Here is a 17,363-nt window from a genome sequence, read left to right on the forward strand (position 1 = left end):
GGGCCGTTGTCAGTGGTGGATGCCAGACTCGATCGCGTGAACGAACGGTGGGCCGTCGAGGCAACCGAGGGCGGCGGGGCACGGCTCGCGCCCCTCGGGGACGACGGGCTGCCCACGGGCGAGGTGCGCGAGGAGGCCGACCTGATCGCGGCCGTCCGCGCGCGCCCCGAGGTCGGCCGCTGGGTGTGGCGGTCCACCACCGAGATCTACCCCCGGCTGCTCACGGCCGGGGTCAGGGTCGAGCGGTGTTACGACATCGAGGACGCCGAGCTGCTGCTGCTCGGCCACGAGGGCCGGCTCGGCGAGCCCCGCTCGGCGGCGGCCGCCTGGGCCCGCCTCCACAACAGACCCGTACCGGCCGACCCGCCGCCCCGGGCGGCCGAACCGGGCTCGCAGTCCTCCCTCTTCGAGCCCCGGAACACCTCGGGGCTGCCCTTCGAGGCGCTGCTCGATGTGTACGCGGACCAGCAGCGCAGGTACGACCGCACCGAGCACCCGGGGCGGATGCGGCTGCTCACCGCGTCCGAGTCGGCGGGGATGCTGGTCGCCGCCGAGATGAACCGGGCTGGCCTGCCGTGGCGGGCCGATGTGCACCGCGCGGTGCTGCACGGCCTGCTGGGCGAGCGGTACGCCAGCGGCTCGCCCCGCACGGGCGGCGGGGGCGAGCCGCGCCGCCTGGCGGAGCTCGCGGACCAGGTGTCGGCGGCGTTCGGGCGGCGGGTCAGACCGGACCTGCCCGCCGATGTGGTGAAGGCGTTCGGCGAGGCCGGAATGCGCATCAAGTCGACCCGGCGGTGGGAGCTGGCCGAGCTGGACCACCCGGCGGTGGAGCCCCTGATCGAGTACAAGAAGCTGTACCGGATCTGGACCGCGCACGGCTGGAGCTGGCTGCAGGACTGGGTGCGGGACGGCCGCTTCCGGCCCGAGTACACCCCGGGCGGCGCGGCCAGCGGGCGCTGGACGACCAACGGCGGCGGCGCGCTGCAGATCCCCAAGGTGATACGGCAGGCGGTGGTCGCCGACGAGGGCTGGCGCCTGGTGGTCGCCGACGCCGACCAGATGGAGCCCCGGGTGCTCGCCGCGATCTCCCGCGACCCCGGTCTGATGGAGGTGGCGGGCCACGACGGCGACCTGTACACCTCGCTGTCCGACCGGGCGTTCTCCGGCGACCGCGAGCACGCCAAGCTCGCGCTGCTCGGCGCGATCTACGGCCAGACCTCGGGCGACGGCCTGAAGAACCTGGCCGCGCTGCGAAGACGCTTCCCCCTCGCGGTGGCGTACGTGGACGACGCGGCGAAGGCAGGCGAGGAGGGCCGGCTCGTCCGCACCTGGCTGGGCAGGACCAGCCCGCCCGCCGCCGGCGCGGGCGAGGCCGACGAGGCGGGCATCCCGCAGGACGAGGGCGGTCAACTGGCCGGTCCCGGTGGGGAGTTCACCCCCGGGTACGCCTCCAGCGACGCCCGGGCGCGCGGCAGGTTCACCCGGAACTTCGTGGTGCAGGGCAGCGCCGCCGACTGGGCGCTGCTGCTGCTCGCCGCGCTGCGCCAGGCGATCTTCACGGCGGGACTCCGGGCCGAGCTGGTCTTCTTCCAGCACGACGAGGTGATCGTGCACTGCCCCGCCGAGGAGGCCGACACCGTGGCTAAGGCGATCCGCGGGGCCGGCGAGCTGGCCGGGCGGATCGCCTTCGGGGACACACCGGTGCGGTTCCCGTTCACGACGGCGGTGGTGGAGCGGTATTCGGACGCGAAGTAGCCGACCGGTCAAGCCACTGCGGAGCCCCGCTACTTGAGGGTGAGCCAGTGCTGATCGAGGGCGATGGCCCTCAGCTCGTCCAGGGTGAGGGCGGGCTCGGCGCGGGTGGCCGCCTTGTGCTGGTTTTCGGAGTTGACGGCGGAGACGACGACCCGGAACCCGTCGGGCCGCACGGTGTCGGCGATCCACGAGACCACCCCGGCGCCGCCCTTCTCTCCCGGCTTCTTCGCCAGGCCGATCACGGTGCCGTCCGCCAGCGTCGAGACCGTACCTTCCGGGGAGACGTCCGACATCCCGGACTGCACATTGATCTGCACCAGGCTCTTGCCCTTGCCGTCGTCGACCACGACGAAGGCGTAGCCGTCCTGGCCGCCCTTCTCGCCTGCCTTGAGGCCCTTGCCCGCCGGGAGCAGCGCGATCAGCTGCTTCTGGACCGCCTCGGCGGAAGGCCCGCTGCCGACCGGCCTGTCCGCCTTCTCGGGCGCACGGAGCGTGTCCGCGACCGACAGCCACTGGGGCGAGACGACCAGCGCCTTGAGCTGTCCGGCGGTGAGCGGCGGCGTCTCCCGGCTGGCCGGGGACCCCTTCTCGGTGGGCGCGTTCCATTCGCTCGCGTCGATCAGGGTGCCCTTCGGGGTGAGCAGGACCGCCCGCCAGGCCTTGGTCGAGTCGCCGCGGTTGGGGTTCTCGTAGCCCTGGAGCAGCATGTACCGGGAGCCGTCGGGCCGTTGCTCGGTCTGGCAGGAGTCGTAGTCCACGAGGGCCTTGGCGGGACAGGTGACCTGCTGCCCGCCTGCCTCGGCGGCCGGGTCGACCCGGCTCACCCCGAGCGCGACGAGCCCGGGCCCGTTCCCGTCGTCGAACACCCCGGACACGGACGCCGCGGACGAGGCACTCGGCTTGCCCGAGGTCCCCGGGTCGCCCGGCCCGTGCCCCTGCTCCTCGGTCACGGCGCCGCCCGGAGGCAGCAGCGACTTGAAGAGCGAGACCATCTGCTCGCCGCTCATGGACCCGTCGGCCTGCCGCGTCGGCTTCGGGGGCGCGGCCACCGAGGAGCCGCCGCCCTCGCCCCCGACGAGCCCGGCGGCGTACGCACCACCGAGGCCCATCGTGGCGAGCGCGAGCACACTGCCGGTGACGGCTGCCGTGCGACGCCTGGCCAGCCGGCGACGGCCCCGGATCAGGCTGGACTCCACCAGGTCGCGGCGGTCGCCGAGTTCGAAGCTGCCTCCGGTGTGGCGCATGGCCTCGCCGAGCCGGTCCTCAAAGGGCATGACAAACCACGCCTTCCTGTTCTGATGACTGAAGGTTCCGTAACTGGCGTTCATTGCAAGGCAGTTGACACCGACTGTCAGTGGTCCGCGTACTCCGCGAGGGAGCCGCCGAGGCGTTCGCGGAGCTTGGCCAGGGCGCGCACCGAGCGGGTGCGGACGGCGGCCGAGCTGACGTTCATGGCGTCCGCCGTCTCCTCGATACTGCGGTCCTCCCAGTACCGGAGCACGACGACCGCCCGGTCCTTGGGCGACAGCTGCCCCAGCGCGTCGAGCAGGGCCACGCGCAGCGCCGGGTCCTCGCCGCCGGCCGCCGCTCGGTCGGGGAGTTCGCCGAGCGGCCGTTCGGTGGCCGAGCGGCGACGGCGGTGGGTGAGGAAGGTCCGTACGAGCACGGTCTGCGCATAGCCGGCCGGGTTGTCGATCCGGGAGACGCGGCCCCACAGCGCGTACATCCGGCCCAGCGTCTCCTGCACGAGGTCCTCGGCGAGATGGGTGTCCCCGCTGGTCAGCAGGCAGGCGGACCGGAAGAGCTGCCCCGCGCGCCCGGTAGCGAACTCCCGGAACTCCTCGGCGCGGCCGGACCGGGCGGTTCGCTCGGACCGCCCGAGTCGCCCGGATCGATCCGGGCCGTCAGGGGCGCCCGGTACGTCAGCTGGGCCAGGTCCCTCCGCCAGGCCCGACCTGTCCGATCGCCCCGATCTCTCCGATGTCCCCGGCCTGTCCGAGAGACCCAGCCTCCCCTGCCCCCACGGCTGCCTCACGGCCCGCCCCGCCCCCGCCCGTTGCTCGTTCTCCCCCACACCTCACTGACGCGCGAGGCCCCCCGCAATGTTTCACCCGGATTTTCGGGGCGGAGGGCCACGGTGTGCGGGTGGGTCGGACGGGCGGACCTCAGACCCCCAGCCCGCCGAACTCGGCCCCGAACTCTTCGGGGAACCCGGTCCACTTCAGCTCGGCCGGCAGGTGCGCCATGTCGTTGAGGAGCAGCACGGAGGCGGGCCTGTCGGGTGCGTACCGGATGACGGTCAGGGGGGCGTTGCAGTGGTTGAGCCCGATCCAGCGCCAGCCCGGGGCGTCGAGCGCGGCGCGCACCAGCCAGGCGGTGAGGAAGCTGTGGGTGACGACGAGTTCGTGACGCGCAGAGGCGCCGACGACGGGCCCGGTGCAGTGCGCCATCGCCTCCCGTACAAGCCGGGGCCCGGCCTCCCGCTCGGCCCGCTCCGGGTCGCCGAGGAAGCCGAGGATGCGGTCGGCGTCCGATTCCGGGAGCTCGCCCCGCTCCGGCCAGTACGGCACGTAGTCCCCGGCCCATTCGGCCTCCGTGGCCGTTGCGCCGTCCAGCTCGGCGGCGATCAGCCGCGCGGTCTCGGCGGCCCGGCCGAGCGGCCCGTGGTGCACGGCGTCGAACGGCACCCGGGCGAGCCGCCGCCCGAGCAACGCGGCCTGGCGCCGCCCCGCGTCGGTCAGCGCGGGCCCCTCGTGCCCGGCGTCGCCGTGCCGGGCGAGGTAGAGGTAGCGGGTGGCGGTGGTCGGTGGCGCGGAGTGCTGCAAGCTACTGCTCCCTGGATGAACCCTGAAAACCCGGACTCCGGAGCCCGGACTCCGGAACCCGACTCCAGAACTGAACTCTGGAGCCCGAACCCTGAACCCTGGAACGCGGAACCTGGAACCTGGAACCTGGAACCTGGAACCTGGAACCTGAAGATTGTTCACTTTCCATTGACAGGACACATCTCCGGGCCCAAAGGTTCCCCCATGACGCCGCCGCTTCCGCCGCCGCTGCCCGCCTTCCCGACCGGCTTCCTGTGGGGGGTGTCCGCCTCCGCGTTCCAGATCGAGGGCGCGGTGGACACCGACGGCCGGGGCCCCTCGACCTGGGACGCGTTCACCAAGGATCCAGGCCGGATCAAGGACGGCTCGCACGCGGACAGGACCACCGACCACTACCACCGCTACCGCGAGGACGTCGCGCTGATGGCCCGACTGGGCGTCGGGGCATACCGGTTCTCGATCTCGTGGTCCCGGGTCCAGCCGTCCGGCGAAGGCCCGGTCAACCAGCGGGGCCTCGACTTCTACGACCGCCTGGTCGACGCGTTGTGCGCCGCCGGGATCACCCCCGTCCCCACCCTGTTCCACTGGGACACTCCGCTCGCCCTGGAGGAGCGCGGCGGCTGGCTGAACCGGGACACGGCGCAACGGTTCGCCTCGTACGCCTCGATCGTCGCGGAGCGGCTCGCGGACCGGGTGCCGCGCTGGATCACCCTCAACGAGCCCGCCGAGATCACGCTCCTCGGGTACGGGCTGGGCGAACACGCCCCCGGAAAACGGATGGTCTTCGACGCGCTGCCGGCAGCGCACCACCAACTGCTCGCCCACGGCAGGGGAGTCGAGGCGCTGCGGGCCGCCGGGGCGCGGGAGATCGGCATCGCGGCCTCGCACAGCCCGGTGTGGACGGCGGGCGACACGGACGAGGACCGCGAGGCGGCCGAGCTGTACGACACGCTGATGAACCGCCTCTTCGCCGACCCGATCCTGACCGGCGCCTACCCCGAGGGCTGGGCCGATCTGATGCCGGGCCCGGTCGCCGAGGACCTGAAGACGATCTCGACTCCCCTCGACTGGTACGGGATCAACTACTACAACCCGGCACTGGTGGGCGCTCCGAAGCCGGACGCGGTGACAACCCTGGCCGGCATCGACCTCCCGCCGGGCCTCCCGTTCGGCCTGCACGAGATCGAAGGCCACGAGCGCACGGACTTCGGCTGGCCCGTCGTCCCCGACGGCCTGCACGAGCTGCTGCTCACCTTCCGTACCCGGTACGGCGATTCACTCCCCCCGATCCTGATCACCGAGAACGGCTGCTCGTACGGCGACGGCCCCGACCCGCAGGACCCGGGACAGGTGGACGACGCCCGGCGGATCGCGTACCACGACGGCCATCTGCGCGCCCTGCACCGGGCGATGGCCAAGGGCGTGGACGTGCGCGGCTACTTCATCTGGTCGATCCTGGACAACTTCGAGTGGGCGGAGGGCTACCGGCAGCGCTTCGGCCTGGTCCACGTCGACTACGACACCCTGGTACGCACGCCGAAGGCCTCGTACGCCTGGTATCGCGATGTCGTCCGGGGTGCGGTCGCGGATGCCGGCGGGAACGGGCGGTGACAGTGGAGCCCGGGGCCAGAGCCCTGGGCAAACCGGGTTCGGACGAGGGGGAGCGGCCGGGCGGACGCTGGGTGGGGGCGTTGTCGCTGGCCAACCTGGGGGTGTGGGTGGGCTGGTTCGGCCCGCTGCAACTCCTCCTGGCCCGCCAGGCAGAACACTTTACACCCGATCACAAAGCGTCAACTCTCGCCCTGGTGACGGGAATGGGAGCCGCCGTTTCGATGGTGGCGAACCCGGTGTTCGGCGCGCTGTCGGACCGTACGACGGCGAGGGTGGGCCGCCGGATCCCATGGGTGGTGGCGGGCGGCGCGGGCGGGGTGGCGGGGCTCCTGGTCCTGGCGTGGGCGCCAGGTGTGGCCGTGATGACGGCGGGCTGGTGCCTGGTGCAGCTGGCGCTGAACGCGTCGTTCGCCGCCCTGACGGCCGCGGTCCCGGACCAGGTGCCGCCGCGCCGACGCGGCATGGTGGGCGGCTGGCTGGGCGTGTCGCAGGTGGGCGGCATCCTGGTGGGCACGGCGCTGGCGACGGCGGCGGGCGGAATCGGCGCGGGGTACGTGGTGTGCGCGGCGTTCTCGCTCCTGGCGGTGGTGCCGTACGTGGCCATGCGCAGAGACACCCGCCTCCTGCCGACCGACCAACCCCCCTTCGACTGGCGGAAGTTCGTGCAGGGCTTCTGGATCGACCCCCGCCGGTTCCCGGACTTCGGCTGGGCGTGGCTGACCCGCTTCCTGATGAACCTGTCGTACTCGATCAGCACGATGTACCTGCTGTACTACCTGACCGACGCGGTGCACTACGAGGGCGACGCCGACACGGGGGTGCTCGTCCTGACCGCCCTCGACGCGGTGACGCTGCTCGGGACGGTGGTGATCAGCGGCGTCTGGTCGGACCGCACGGGCCGGCGCAAGGTGTTCGTGGTGTGGTCCGGCCTGGTGATCTCGGCGGCGACGATGCTGCTCGCGGTGTGGCAGACCTGGACGGGCGCGGTGGTGGCCTCCCTGGTGCTCGGGGTCGGCTACGGCGTATACACCTCGGTCGACTTCGCCCTCCTGACCGCCGTCCTGCCCAGCGCCACCGACCGAGGCCGGGACCTGGGCCTGATCAACATAGCCAACGCCCTCCCCCAGGTCCTGGCCCCCGCGATAGCCGCCCCGGTGGTGACCCACCTGGGCGGCTACGGGGTGCTGTACGCCCTGGCGGGGGTGATCGGGGTGGGCGGGTCCTTGCTGGTGGGGCGGATTCGGGGGGTGGGGTGAGGGACCCGGACCGACGCCGCGGGTCGCTACCGGCCCGGGAGGCCTCCGACACCCCGGGCGCCTCAGCAAAAAAGCAAAAGCCCCAGGTCACGGCGAGTGAGTCCTGGGGCTTCTACAGAGCCGCCTTCGGGATTCGAACCCGAGACCTACGCATTACGAGTGCGTTGCTCTGGCCAACTGAGCTAAGGCGGCACCGCTCTGCGCACCATGGTGCGAGCAGCAGCGTCGCCAAGTCTACACAGTTTCTGGAGTGCTCCCGACCAGGGTCGTGGCGGCGCCCTGCGGGGCTATGAGCAGCGCTTTCCCTTTGCCGGTGGGGCTCCCTCGAGGAGGTAGGCATTGATCGCTGTGTCGATGCAGTCGCTGCCGCGGCCGTACGCGGTGTGGCCGTCGCCCTCGTAGGTGAGGAGGGTGCCCGAGGAGAGCTGGGCCGCGAGGGACTCGGCCCACTTGTAGGGGGTCGCCGGGTCGCGGGTGGTGCCGACGACCAGGATCGGGGCGGCGCCCTTCGCCTCGATGCGGTGCGGGGTGCCGGTGGCCTTGACCGGCCAGTACGTGCAGTTCAGGCCGGACCAGGCGAAGCCGTCGCCGAACACCGGGGAGGCCTGCTCGAAGGCGGGCAGTGTCGCCGCCACATCGGCCGGGCCGGCGAAGGACGGCGGCAGGTCCAGGCAGTTCACGGCGGCGTTGGCGAACATCAGGTTCGCGTACTTGCCGCTCGCGTCGCGCTCGTAGTACGAGTCCGCCAGGGCCAGCAGGCCCGCGCCGTCGCCGTTCATGGCGCGGGTCAGCGCGGTGCGCAGCTCGGGCCACGCCGCCTGGTCGTACATCGCGGCGATCACGCCCGTGGTGGCCAGGGACTCGCCGAGCTGGCGGCTCTGGCCGGTGGCGATCGGTTTGGCGTCGGTGGCCTTGAAGAATTTCCGCAGCCGGTCCGAGGCGTCCTCGACGGAGTCCGCGCCCAGCGGGCAGTCCTTCTGCTTGATGCAGTCCGCGGCGAAGGACTTGAAGGCGGTCTCGAACCCCGCCGTCTGCTCGCGGTTCATGTCGAGGGAGGAGAGGGACGGGTCCATCGCGCCGTCGAGGACGAGGCGGCCGGTGCGGGAGGGGAAGAGCTCCGCGTACGTCGCCCCCAGGAACGTTCCGTACGAGGCGCCGAGGTAGTACAGCTTCTCGTCGCCGAGGACGGCCCTCAGGATGTCCATGTCCCGGGCCGCCTCGACCGTGGAGACATGGGGCAGGACCTTGCCGGACTTGGCCTCGCAGCCGTCCGCGAAGTTCTTGAACGCCTTGGCCAGGGCGGCCTGTTCGGCCGGGTCGTCGGGGGTCTGGTCGACCTCCGTGTACGCGTCCATCTCCTTGCCCGTGAGGCATTCGACGGGTTCGCTGCGGGCCACGCCGCGCGGGTCCATGGCCACCATGTCGTAGCGGGCCCGGACCGGCGCGGGGTAGCCGATGCCCGCGTACGACTGGAGGTAACCGACCGCCGAGCCGCCCGGGCCGCCGGGGTTGACCATGAGCGATCCGATCCGCTTGCCGGGACCGGTCGCCTTCACCCGGGCCACCGCGAGGTTGACCGACGGCCCGTCGGGTTTCGCGTAGTCGAGCGGCGCCTTCATCGTGGCGCACTCGAACTTCCCGACGCCGCACGCCCGCCAGCTCAGCTTCTGCGTGTAGTACGGGGCGAGGCGCTGGGCCGTCGAGGCATCGGCGGGGCCCGCCTTCGTCGCGGCGTGCGGGGAGGCGGTCGCGGACGTGGACGAAGTGCCCGACGAGCAGCCGGAGATGAGCAGGCCGGCTGTCGCGGCGGCGATGGCTGAAGTGCGGAGCAGGCGCCTGGAGTCCATCTCCGGAGCGTATCCGCCCGGTGACGTGATGTATGCGCTGCGCGACGGTGCGGCTCGTACGGGTGATCCCGTCAACCTCGCCCGCCCCGGCATCCCCCATGGCCGGCCACCCCTGCCGGTTTCAGCCCGCTCGCAGGGCGAGCGTCATCGACTCCACCGCCAGGAGCGGGGCCACGTTGCGGTCCAGGGCGTCGCGGCACGCCAGGATCGACTCGATGCGGCGCAGGGTGCGCTCGGGGCCTGACGCGCGGGCGATCCGGTCCACCGCGTCCCGTACGTCCTCGTTGGCGATGGCCGATCTGGTGCCCAGTTGCAGTGCGAGGACGTCCCGGTAGAAGCCGGTCAGCTCGGTGAGCGCGAGGTCCAGACTGTCGCGCTGCGTGCGGGTCTTGCGGCGCTTCTGCCTGTCCTCCAGCTCCTTCATCACCCCGGCGGTGCCGCGCGGCATGCGGCCGCCGGCGACCCCGCCCATCGCGGCCTTGAGCTCCTCGGTCTCCTTGACGTCGACCTCCTCGGCCATCTGCTTGGCGTCCTCCGCGGCGGTGTCGACCAGCTCCTGCGCGGCCTTGAGGCAGCCGCCCACGTCGTCGACCCGCAGCGGCACCTTGAGGACCGCGGCCCGCCGGGCCCGGGCCGAGGCGTCGGTGGCCAGGCGGCGGGCCCGGCCGATGTGCCCCTGGGTGGCGCGGGCCGCCGCGTACGCGGCCTCGGGCTCGACGCCGTCGCGGCGGATCAGCACGTCGGCGACCGCCTCGACCGGGGGTGTGCGCAGGGTGAGGTGGCGGCAGCGGGACTTGATGGTGGGCAGCACGTCCTCCAAGGAGGGCGCGCACAGCAGCCACACCGTGCGCGGGGCGGGCTCCTCCACGGCCTTGAGGACGGCGTTGGCGGCCTGCTCGGTGAACCGGTCGGCGTCCTCGACGATGATCACCTGCCAGCGGCCTCCGGACGGCGACATCTGGGCGCCCCGCACCAGCTCGCGGGTCTGCTTGACGCCGATGGTGAGGCCCTCGGTGGTGATGACCGTGACATCGGCGTGCGTACCGATCAGAGCCGTATGGCATCCGTCGCAGAAGCCGCAGCCCGGGGCGCCGCCGAGCGCGCGGTCCGGGCTGACGCACTGGAGAGCCGCGGCGAACGCGCGGGCCGCGGTGGGGCCGCCCGAGCCGGGCGGGCCGGTGAACAGCCAGGCGTGCGTCATCTTCGATGCCTCGGGGCGCGGCTGACCGGAACGCTCGGCGGTGACGAGCGCATCGGCATCCCGGGCGGCGGCACCCAGCTGCTCCTGCACCCGCTCCTGGCCCACCAGGTCGTCCCAAACGGCCATCGACTGCCCCTCCGTACCTGCGGTCACTGCTGCGCCCCATTGTGCGCCATCCCACTGACAACGGACGTCGGCGGGCAAAACCCCACAGGTCAGGAGAGCGCGGTGGTGCTCGCCCGTCCTGCGGCACTCAGAACTCTAGAAAATTCCGGCCCCCGAAACGATCGTGCCGGCACGCAGCTTTCTCTGCGTGCCAGCACGAATGCCTGGGCTTCGGGCGACCCCACCCCGGGCGGGACCTGGCCTGCCAGTCTCGGGGCGAATCAGGTCGAACCGACCCGCTCGGTTCGCTCAGCGCCTGCGGCGGCCGCCGCGCGGGTTGTCGTCCTCGTCGTCGCGGGGGCCGAGCAGTTCGTCCGCGAGCGTCGGCAGATCGTCCAGCGGGGTCTCCTCCGCCCAGTCCGAACGCCGGCGCTGCCGCTCCTGGCCCGTCTCCGGGTCGATCTGCGGCAGTTCGCGTGTGCGCTCGTTGCCGCCTTCGGCGTGGTGCCCGGCCTCCCGCTCGTCGCGGAAGAGGCCCGGCGGCACCCGGTCCGCCGGATCGGCGTCGCGCACCGGCGGCAGCACCGCGGTCTCGTCGGCGGCCCGGGCGTCCCGGCCGGTGTTCCGTCCCGCGTCCGGCACCGACGGCAGAACCGTCGTCTCCTCGGCGTCGGAGACCCGCCCGGACTTGGCACCGTCCGCCGCACTCGCCTCATGCGGCTCGGCCACCGGCACGGGCTGGGTGACCTCGTTGGACTCGGCGACCGGCACCGACTGGGTCACTTCATTCGGGCCGACCACCGGGGTCTCCACGGTGATCTCCGACTCCGAGGCATCGGCAGAACCGGCCGAGCCGGCGGAGCGGGCCGAGCCGGACGAACCGGCGGAACCCGACGACCCGCCGGAACCAGAGCCTGCAGAGCCAACCGCCCCGGACGCGTTCGCCGCAGCCGGACCGGCCGACCCCGCCGAACGGGACGCGGCCGAACCGGCCTCCTTGGCAGCCGCTTCTGCCGCAGCGGCAACCGCCGCGGCCTCGGCCAGCCGACGCGCCTCTTCCGCGCGCAGCAGCGCCTCCTCGGCCTTGCGCTGCTTCTCCAGGCGGCGTGCCTCCGCCTCGGCGCGCAGCCGGGCTTCCTCCTCCGCCTGCTGACGCAGGCGTTCCTGCTCGGCCGCGCGAGCCTTCTCCTCGGCCTCGCGGCGTACGCGCTCCTCCTCGGCGAGGCGCCTGGCCTCCTCGGCCCGCTGCCGGGCCTCCTCCGCCTGACGCTCCTCCTCACGCAGGCGCGCCTCTTCGAGCTCGCGCCGCTTGCGCTCCTCCTCCTCGGCACGGAGCTTGGCGAGCTGTGCCTGGCGCTCGCGCTCCAGGCGCTCCTCCTCGGCCTTGCGTGCGGCCTCTTCCTCGGCGCGCTTCCTGGCCTCTTCCTCGGCCTTCTTCCGCGCCTCCTCCTGGGCCCTGACCTCCGCCTCGGAGAGCGGCAGCATCTGGTCGAGCCGGTGGCGTACGACCGTGGTGACGGCTTCCGGCTCCTGGCCTGCGTCGACCACCAGGTAGCGCGAAGGGTCGGCGGCGGCCAGGGTGAGGAACCCCGACCTCACCCGTCCGTGGAACTCCGGCGGCTCCGACTCCAGCCTGTCCGGCGCCTCCGTAAAGCGCTCGCGCGCCGTTTCGGGCGAAACATCGAGCAGAACGGTCAGATTCGGAACAAGTCCGCCAGTTGCCCACCGGTTGATCCGGGCAACTTCGGTCGGCGACAGATCACGACCCGCCCCCTGATAGGCAACGGACGAGTCGATGTACCGGTCCGAGATGACGATCGCGCCGCGCTCCAGGGCGGGGCGTACCAGTGAGTCGACGTGCTCCGCGCGGTCGGCGGCGTACAGCAGCGCCTCGGCGCGGTTGGACAGGCCGGCCGACGACACATCGAGCAGGATCGACCGCAGCCGCTTGCCCACCGGCGTCGCACCGGGCTCACGCGTCACGACGACCTCGTGGCCCTTGGCCCGGATCCACTCGGCGAGCGCCTCGGCCTGGGTGGACTTGCCTGCCCCGTCGCCGCCCTCCAGGGCGATGAAGAAGCCGGTCGCGGCGGGCGCCTGGGCCGGGTCGGCGCCGCGCAGCGCGTCGGCCAGGTCGCGCCGCAGCGGGACGCCCTGGCGGTCGTCGGCCTTGGCGAGGACGACCGCGGCCATGGGCAGGAGCAGCGCGCCGACCAGCATCAGCGTGAATCCGGCGCCGCCGTGCGCGAAGACGAACGAGCCCGACTCGACGCGGTGGCTGCCGATGGCCGCGGCGAGCAGCGGCGCGACGATGGCGCCGAGCCCTATCGAGACCCGTACGACGGCTTGGAGGTGCTCGGCGGTGCGAGCCCTGCGGTACTCCTCGGTCTCCTGGTCGATCAGTACGTGTCCGGTGTTCGCGGCGACACCGGCGGCGACGCCCGCGAACAACGCGATGAGCAGCACGGTGGCCAGGTCCGGCACGAGGCCCATGGCGAGCAGCGAGACGCCGGTGACGGCGATCGCGAGGGAGAGCAGACGGCGCCGGGAAAGCACCGGAAGGATCTTGGCGGCGGTACGGATGCCGAGCACCGTGCCACCGGTCAGTGTGAGGATCAGGAGGGCGAACGCGGCCGGGCCGCCGCCCAGGTCCACGGCGTGCAGCACGGCGACCGAGGCGGCCGCGGCGATGGCGCCGGCAACGGCGGCGCAGGCGAGCACGAGCAGCGGGACCGCGCCGGTACGTCCCTTGTCGGGACCGTTTCCGGTGCTGGGCCTGCGCAGCCCCTCAAGCGGCGACCGCGCCCGCGGCGTCTGGGTGTCGGGCAGTTCGAGCAGGGCGACCACGGAGATCGACGCGGCGAAGAGCCCGGCGGCGAGGTAGGAGCCGAGCGCGGCCTGGTGCAGCTTGAACCAGTCGATGCCCGTCCCGAGCAGGTTGCTCACCAGCGCCGCGACGAGCAGGGCGGCGGCTCCCAGCGGGATCGCCACGAACGTCGTACGCAGCGAGAGCCTGCGCAGCGCGTCCAGATGGTCCGGCAGCGGCCGGACGGCGGCGCCCTCCAAAGGAGGCGCCGGCAGCAGGGCGGGCGCCGCGCTCTCCTTGGCGACCGTCCAGAACCGTTCGGCGACTCCCGCGAGGAACGCGGTGACGAGGATGAGGAGCAGGGCGTTGGCCGGCGTCCAGTCGATCCACAGCGGGGCGACAATCAGCAGTGCGGCCCGTACGCCGTCGGCGCCGACCATCGTCCAGCGCCGGTCGAGCGGCCCCTTCGGCGCGGTCAGCGCGGAGACCGGGCCAAGGAGCGCGGCCCCGAAGAGCACCGTCGCGAACACCCGGGCGCCGAGCACCGCGGCGACGGCGAACGCCGCCCCCCGGTATCCGCCGCCGAAGGACTGCTGCTCCACCGCGGCCTGCAACGCCAGCAGCAGCGTCACGAGTACGGCGAGCGTGTCGCCGATCCCGCCGACGAGCTGTGCGCTCCACAACCGCCGCAGCGAAGGGATGCGCAGCAGGGCGCGTACGGCCCGCTCGCGTGAGTCTGCGGCCAGGGCGTCGGAAATGGGGCTCACGACTCCTTCAGAGCTTGGGGGGTGCTCGGCTCCTCGCGTCATCCGCCCAGCCTATCCGGAGCGCGCCGGTCCTCGCGGGGGTGCCCGAACATATGGGCGGACGGCGCGACTCGGGCTCCACCGCGGCTCAACGCGGAACGGGGGGCCGGGGCGTGTGCCCCGGCCCCCCGTCAACCGTCGGACTACTCCGAAGCCGTGGCCTTCTTGGCCGCGGTCTTCTTCGCGGGAGCCTTCTTGGCCGCGGTCGTCTTGGACGCCGCGGTCTTCTTCGCGGCCGCCGTCTTCTTGGCCGGAGCCTTCTTCGCGGCGGTCTTCTTGGCTGCGGTCTTCTTCGCCGGAGCCTTCTTCGCCGCCTTCGTGGCCGGGCCCTTGGCGCGCTTCTCGGCGAGCAGCTCGAAGCCGCGCTCCGGCGTGATCTCCTCGACGCTGTCGGCGGTCCGCAGCGTCGCGTTGGTCTCGCCGTCGGTGACGTACGGGCCGAAGCGGCCGTCCTTCACCACGACCGGCTTCTCGCTGACCGGGTCGACGCCGAGCTCCTTGAGCGGCGGCTTGGCGGCGGCGCGGCCACGCTGCTTGGGCTGGGCGTAGATCGCCAGCGCCTCTTCGAGCGTGATGGAGAAGAGCTGGTCCTCGGTCTCCAGGGAGCGCGAGTCGGTGCCCTTCTTCAGGTACGGCCCGTAGCGCCCGTTCTGCGCGGTGATCTCGACGCCCTCGGCGTCGGCGCCGACCACGCGCGGCAGCGACATGAGCTTGAGCGCGTCGTCCAGCGTGACCGTGTCGAGGGACATCGACTTGAAGAGCGAGGCGGTCCGCGGCTTCACCGCGTTCTTGCCGGTCTTCGGCGTGCCCTCGGGCAGGATCTCGGTGACGTACGGGCCGTAACGCCCGTCCTTGGCGACGATCTGGTGGCCGCTCACGGGGTCCGCGCCCAGCTCGAAGTCGCCGCTCGGCTTGGCGAGCAGCTCCTCCGCGTACTCGACGGTCAGCTCGTCGGGCGCCAGGTCGTCCGGGACGTCCGCACGCTGGTGGCCCTCGGAGTCCTTCTCGCCGCGCTCGACGTACGGGCCGTAGCGGCCGACGCGCAGCACGATGCCCTCGCCGACGGGGAACGAGGAGATCTCGCGGGCGTCGATCGCACCGAGGTCGGTGACGAGCTCCTTGAGCCCGCCGAGGTGGTCCCCGTCGCCGTTGCCGGCGGCCGAGGCGGCACCGCCCGTCGCCGCGTCACCCTCGCCGAAGTAGAAGCGCTTGAGCCACGGCACCGCCTGGGCCTCGCCCCGCGCGATGCGGTCGAGGTCGTCCTCCATCTTGGCGGTGAAGTCGTAGTCGACGAGGCGGCCGAAGTGCTTCTCCAGGAGGTTGACCACGGCGAAGCTCAGGAACGACGGGACGAGCGCCGTGCCCTTCTTGAACACATACCCGCGGTCCAGGATCGTGCCGATGATCGAGGCGTACGTCGAAGGACGCCCGATCTCGCGCTCTTCCAGCTCCTTGACCAGCGAGGCCTCGGTGTAGCGGGCCGGCGGCTTGGTGGCGTGGCCGTCCACCGAGATCTCCTCGGACGACAGGGAGTCGCCCTCGGCCACCTGCGGCAGTCGGCGCTCGCGGTCGTCGAGCTCGGCGTTCGGGTCGTCCGCGCCTTCGACGTAGGCCTTCATGAAGCCGTGGAAGGTGATCGTCTTACCGGAGGCGGTGAACTCGGCCTGCCGGCCGTCGCTCGCCCGCCCCGCGATCTTCACGGTCACCGAGTTGCCGACCGCGTCCTTCATCTGGGAGGCGACGGTCCGCTTCCAGATCAGCTCGTAGAGCCGGAACTGATCGCCGGTCAGGCCCGTCTCGGCCGGGGTGCGGAAACGATCACCCGAAGGGCGGATCGCCTCGTGCGCCTCCTGCGCGTTCTTGACCTTCCCGGCGTACGTACGCGGCTTGTCCGGCAGGTAGTCGGCGCCGTACAGCTGCGTCACCTGGGCCCGGGCGGCCGCGATGGCCGTGTCGGACAGCGTCGTGGAGTCCGTACGCATATAGGTGATGAAGCCGTTCTCGTACAGCTTCTGGGCGACCTGCATGGTCGCCTTGGCGCCGAAGCCCAGCTTGCGCGAGGCCTCCTGCTGCATCGTCGTCGTACGGAACGGGGCGTACGGCGAGCGGCGGTAGGGCTTGGACTCCACCGAGCGCACGGCGAAGGAGGAGTCGGCGAGCGCTGCGGCCAGGGCCCGCGCGTTCGCCTCGTCCAGGTGCAGGACGTCACTCTTGAGTTGTCCGTCGGGACCGAAGTCGCGGCCCTGCGCCACGCGCCGGCCGTCGACCGTGTTGAGCCGTGCCACCAGCGTGGACGGGTCGGAGGCGTCGCCCGCCCGGCCGGTGGAGAACGTCCCGGTCAGGTCCCAGTACTCAGCAGAACGAAACGCGATGCGCTCGCGTTCCCGCTCCACGACGAGTCGGGTGGCCACGGACTGGACGCGCCCGGCGGACAGCCGCGGCATGACCTTCTTCCACAGGACCGGCGAGACCTCGTAGCCGTAGAGGCGGTCGAGGATGCGGCGGGTCTCCTGGGCGTCGACCATGCGCTGGTTGAGCTCGCGCGGGTTGGCGACGGCGTCGCGGATCGCGTCCTTGGTGATCTCGTGGAAGACCATCCGGTGAACCGGGACCTTGGGCTTCAGAACTTCCTGCAGGTGCCACGCGATGGCTTCGCCCTCGCGGTCCTCATCGGTGGCGAGGAAGAGTTCGTCGGACTCGGCGAGGAGCTCCTTGAGCTTCCTGACCTGGGCCTTCTTGTCGGCGTTGACGACGTAGATCGGCTGGAAGTCGTGCTCGACGTCCACGCCGAGACGGCGCACCTCGCCGGTGTACTTCTCGGGCACCTCGGCGGCGCCGTTCGGCAGGTCGCGGATGTGCCCGACGCTCGCCTCGACGACATAACCGGGGCCGAGGTAGCCCTTGATCGTCTTCGCCTTGGCAGGAGACTCGACGATGACGAGTCGGCGGCCGCCCTTTGCGGTCTCGCTGGTCGGGGACAACTTCGCTCTTCTCTCCGGTCGGCACTCGGGTGTCAGTACATGACGCTGCGGAGTGTGACGGTACAACCCGCCCCCGTGTCAAACAGCAAAAGCCCGCAGCGGCCACTCGAACGGTAACCCGACTTACCGCGATCCTGCCGCCCGGACCGTCCCGAAGCCTTCCGAAAAGC

Annotated in this window: 9 protein-coding genes, 1 tRNA gene and 1 pseudogene; 3 read left to right on the forward strand and 8 right to left on the reverse strand. The window is 72.1% G+C overall.

Features of this window, described 5'->3' with window-relative positions; all coding sequences use genetic code 11:
* Nucleotides 1-36 precede the first annotated feature (36 nt).
* Entirely contained in the window at nucleotides 37-1,755 is a 1,719-nt protein-coding gene (locus IE206_RS10260; protein WP_189961741.1) for a bifunctional 3'-5' exonuclease/DNA polymerase, read from the forward strand.
* A 29-nt stretch (nucleotides 1,756-1,784) separates the two neighbouring features.
* On the opposite strand, the gene IE206_RS10265 is transcribed toward IE206_RS10260, so the two are convergent.
* From IE206_RS10265 to IE206_RS10275, 3 genes and pseudogenes are all read right to left on the reverse strand, one after another.
* Nucleotides 1,785-3,029 carry a hypothetical protein gene (locus IE206_RS10265; protein ID WP_226598556.1) on the reverse strand — a complete coding sequence of 415 codons (1,245 nt, stop codon included), beginning with the start codon at nucleotides 3,027-3,029 and terminating at the stop codon, nucleotides 1,785-1,787.
* A gap of 77 nt (nucleotides 3,030-3,106) precedes the next feature.
* Nucleotides 3,107-3,613 (reverse strand): annotated as a pseudogene (locus IE206_RS10270) (SigE family RNA polymerase sigma factor); the annotation flags it as partial.
* 307 nt (nucleotides 3,614-3,920) lie between these two features.
* A complete protein-coding gene (locus tag IE206_RS10275; protein ID WP_189961742.1) occupies nucleotides 3,921-4,580 on the reverse strand; it encodes a histidine phosphatase family protein in 660 nt (219 codons plus the stop codon).
* 204 nt (nucleotides 4,581-4,784) lie between these two features.
* Here IE206_RS10275 and IE206_RS10280 point away from each other — a divergent pair, with 204 nt between their 5' ends.
* Both IE206_RS10280 and IE206_RS10285 read left to right on the forward strand, forming a co-directional pair.
* Complete coding sequence (locus tag IE206_RS10280) at nucleotides 4,785-6,191, forward strand: GH1 family beta-glucosidase (protein ID WP_189961743.1); 1,407 nt, start codon at nucleotides 4,785-4,787, stop codon at nucleotides 6,189-6,191.
* Nucleotides 6,188-7,447 (forward strand): MFS transporter, encoded by a 1,260-nt coding sequence (locus tag IE206_RS10285; protein WP_373300898.1) that lies wholly within the window; start codon nucleotides 6,188-6,190, stop codon nucleotides 7,445-7,447. The genes IE206_RS10280 and IE206_RS10285 overlap by 4 nt, the downstream gene beginning before the upstream one ends.
* Nucleotides 7,448-7,565: 118 nt before the next feature.
* On the opposite strand, the gene IE206_RS10290 is transcribed toward IE206_RS10285, so the two are convergent.
* The 5 genes from IE206_RS10290 to topA form a co-directional block, all read right to left on the reverse strand.
* A tRNA-Thr gene (locus tag IE206_RS10290) sits at nucleotides 7,566-7,639 on the reverse strand.
* Between the two features lie 95 nt (nucleotides 7,640-7,734).
* Nucleotides 7,735-9,294: an alpha/beta hydrolase gene (locus IE206_RS10295; protein ID WP_189961744.1), complete on the reverse strand. Its 1,560-nt coding sequence runs from the start codon at nucleotides 9,292-9,294 to the stop codon at nucleotides 7,735-7,737.
* A 121-nt stretch (nucleotides 9,295-9,415) separates the two neighbouring features.
* Nucleotides 9,416-10,621, reverse strand: a complete 1,206-nt coding sequence (locus tag IE206_RS10300; RefSeq protein WP_189961904.1) for a DNA polymerase III subunit delta' — start codon at nucleotides 10,619-10,621, stop codon at nucleotides 9,416-9,418.
* A gap of 288 nt (nucleotides 10,622-10,909) precedes the next feature.
* Nucleotides 10,910-14,215, reverse strand: a complete 3,306-nt coding sequence (gene tmk, locus IE206_RS10305; protein ID WP_189961745.1) for a dTMP kinase — start codon at nucleotides 14,213-14,215, stop codon at nucleotides 10,910-10,912.
* 140 nt (nucleotides 14,216-14,355) lie between these two features.
* Nucleotides 14,356-17,193: a type I DNA topoisomerase gene (topA, locus tag IE206_RS10310; protein WP_189961746.1), complete on the reverse strand. Its 2,838-nt coding sequence runs from the start codon at nucleotides 17,191-17,193 to the stop codon at nucleotides 14,356-14,358.
* Nucleotides 17,194-17,363 lie beyond the last annotated feature (170 nt).

Source organism: Streptomyces violascens, from assembly GCF_014649955.1.
Taxonomy (GTDB): domain Bacteria; phylum Actinomycetota; class Actinomycetes; order Streptomycetales; family Streptomycetaceae; genus Streptomyces; species Streptomyces violascens.

What these genes read in the sequence shown, in the direction of transcription:
- IE206_RS10265 (WP_226598556.1), bottom strand. Translation starts at nt 3,029, where the DNA reads ATGCCCTTTGAGGACCGGCTCGGCGAGGCCATGCGCCACACCGGAGGC.
- IE206_RS10280 (WP_189961743.1), top strand. Translation starts at nt 4,785, where the DNA reads ATGACGCCGCCGCTTCCGCCGCCGCTGCCCGCCTTCCCGACCGGCTTC.
- IE206_RS10295 (WP_189961744.1), bottom strand. Translation starts at nt 9,294, where the DNA reads ATGGACTCCAGGCGCCTGCTCCGCACTTCAGCCATCGCCGCCGCGACA.
- IE206_RS10300 (WP_189961904.1), bottom strand. Translation starts at nt 10,621, where the DNA reads ATGGCCGTTTGGGACGACCTGGTGGGCCAGGAGCGGGTGCAGGAGCAG.
- tmk (WP_189961745.1), bottom strand. Translation starts at nt 14,215, where the DNA reads ATGACGCGAGGAGCCGAGCACCCCCCAAGCTCTGAAGGAGTCGTGAGC.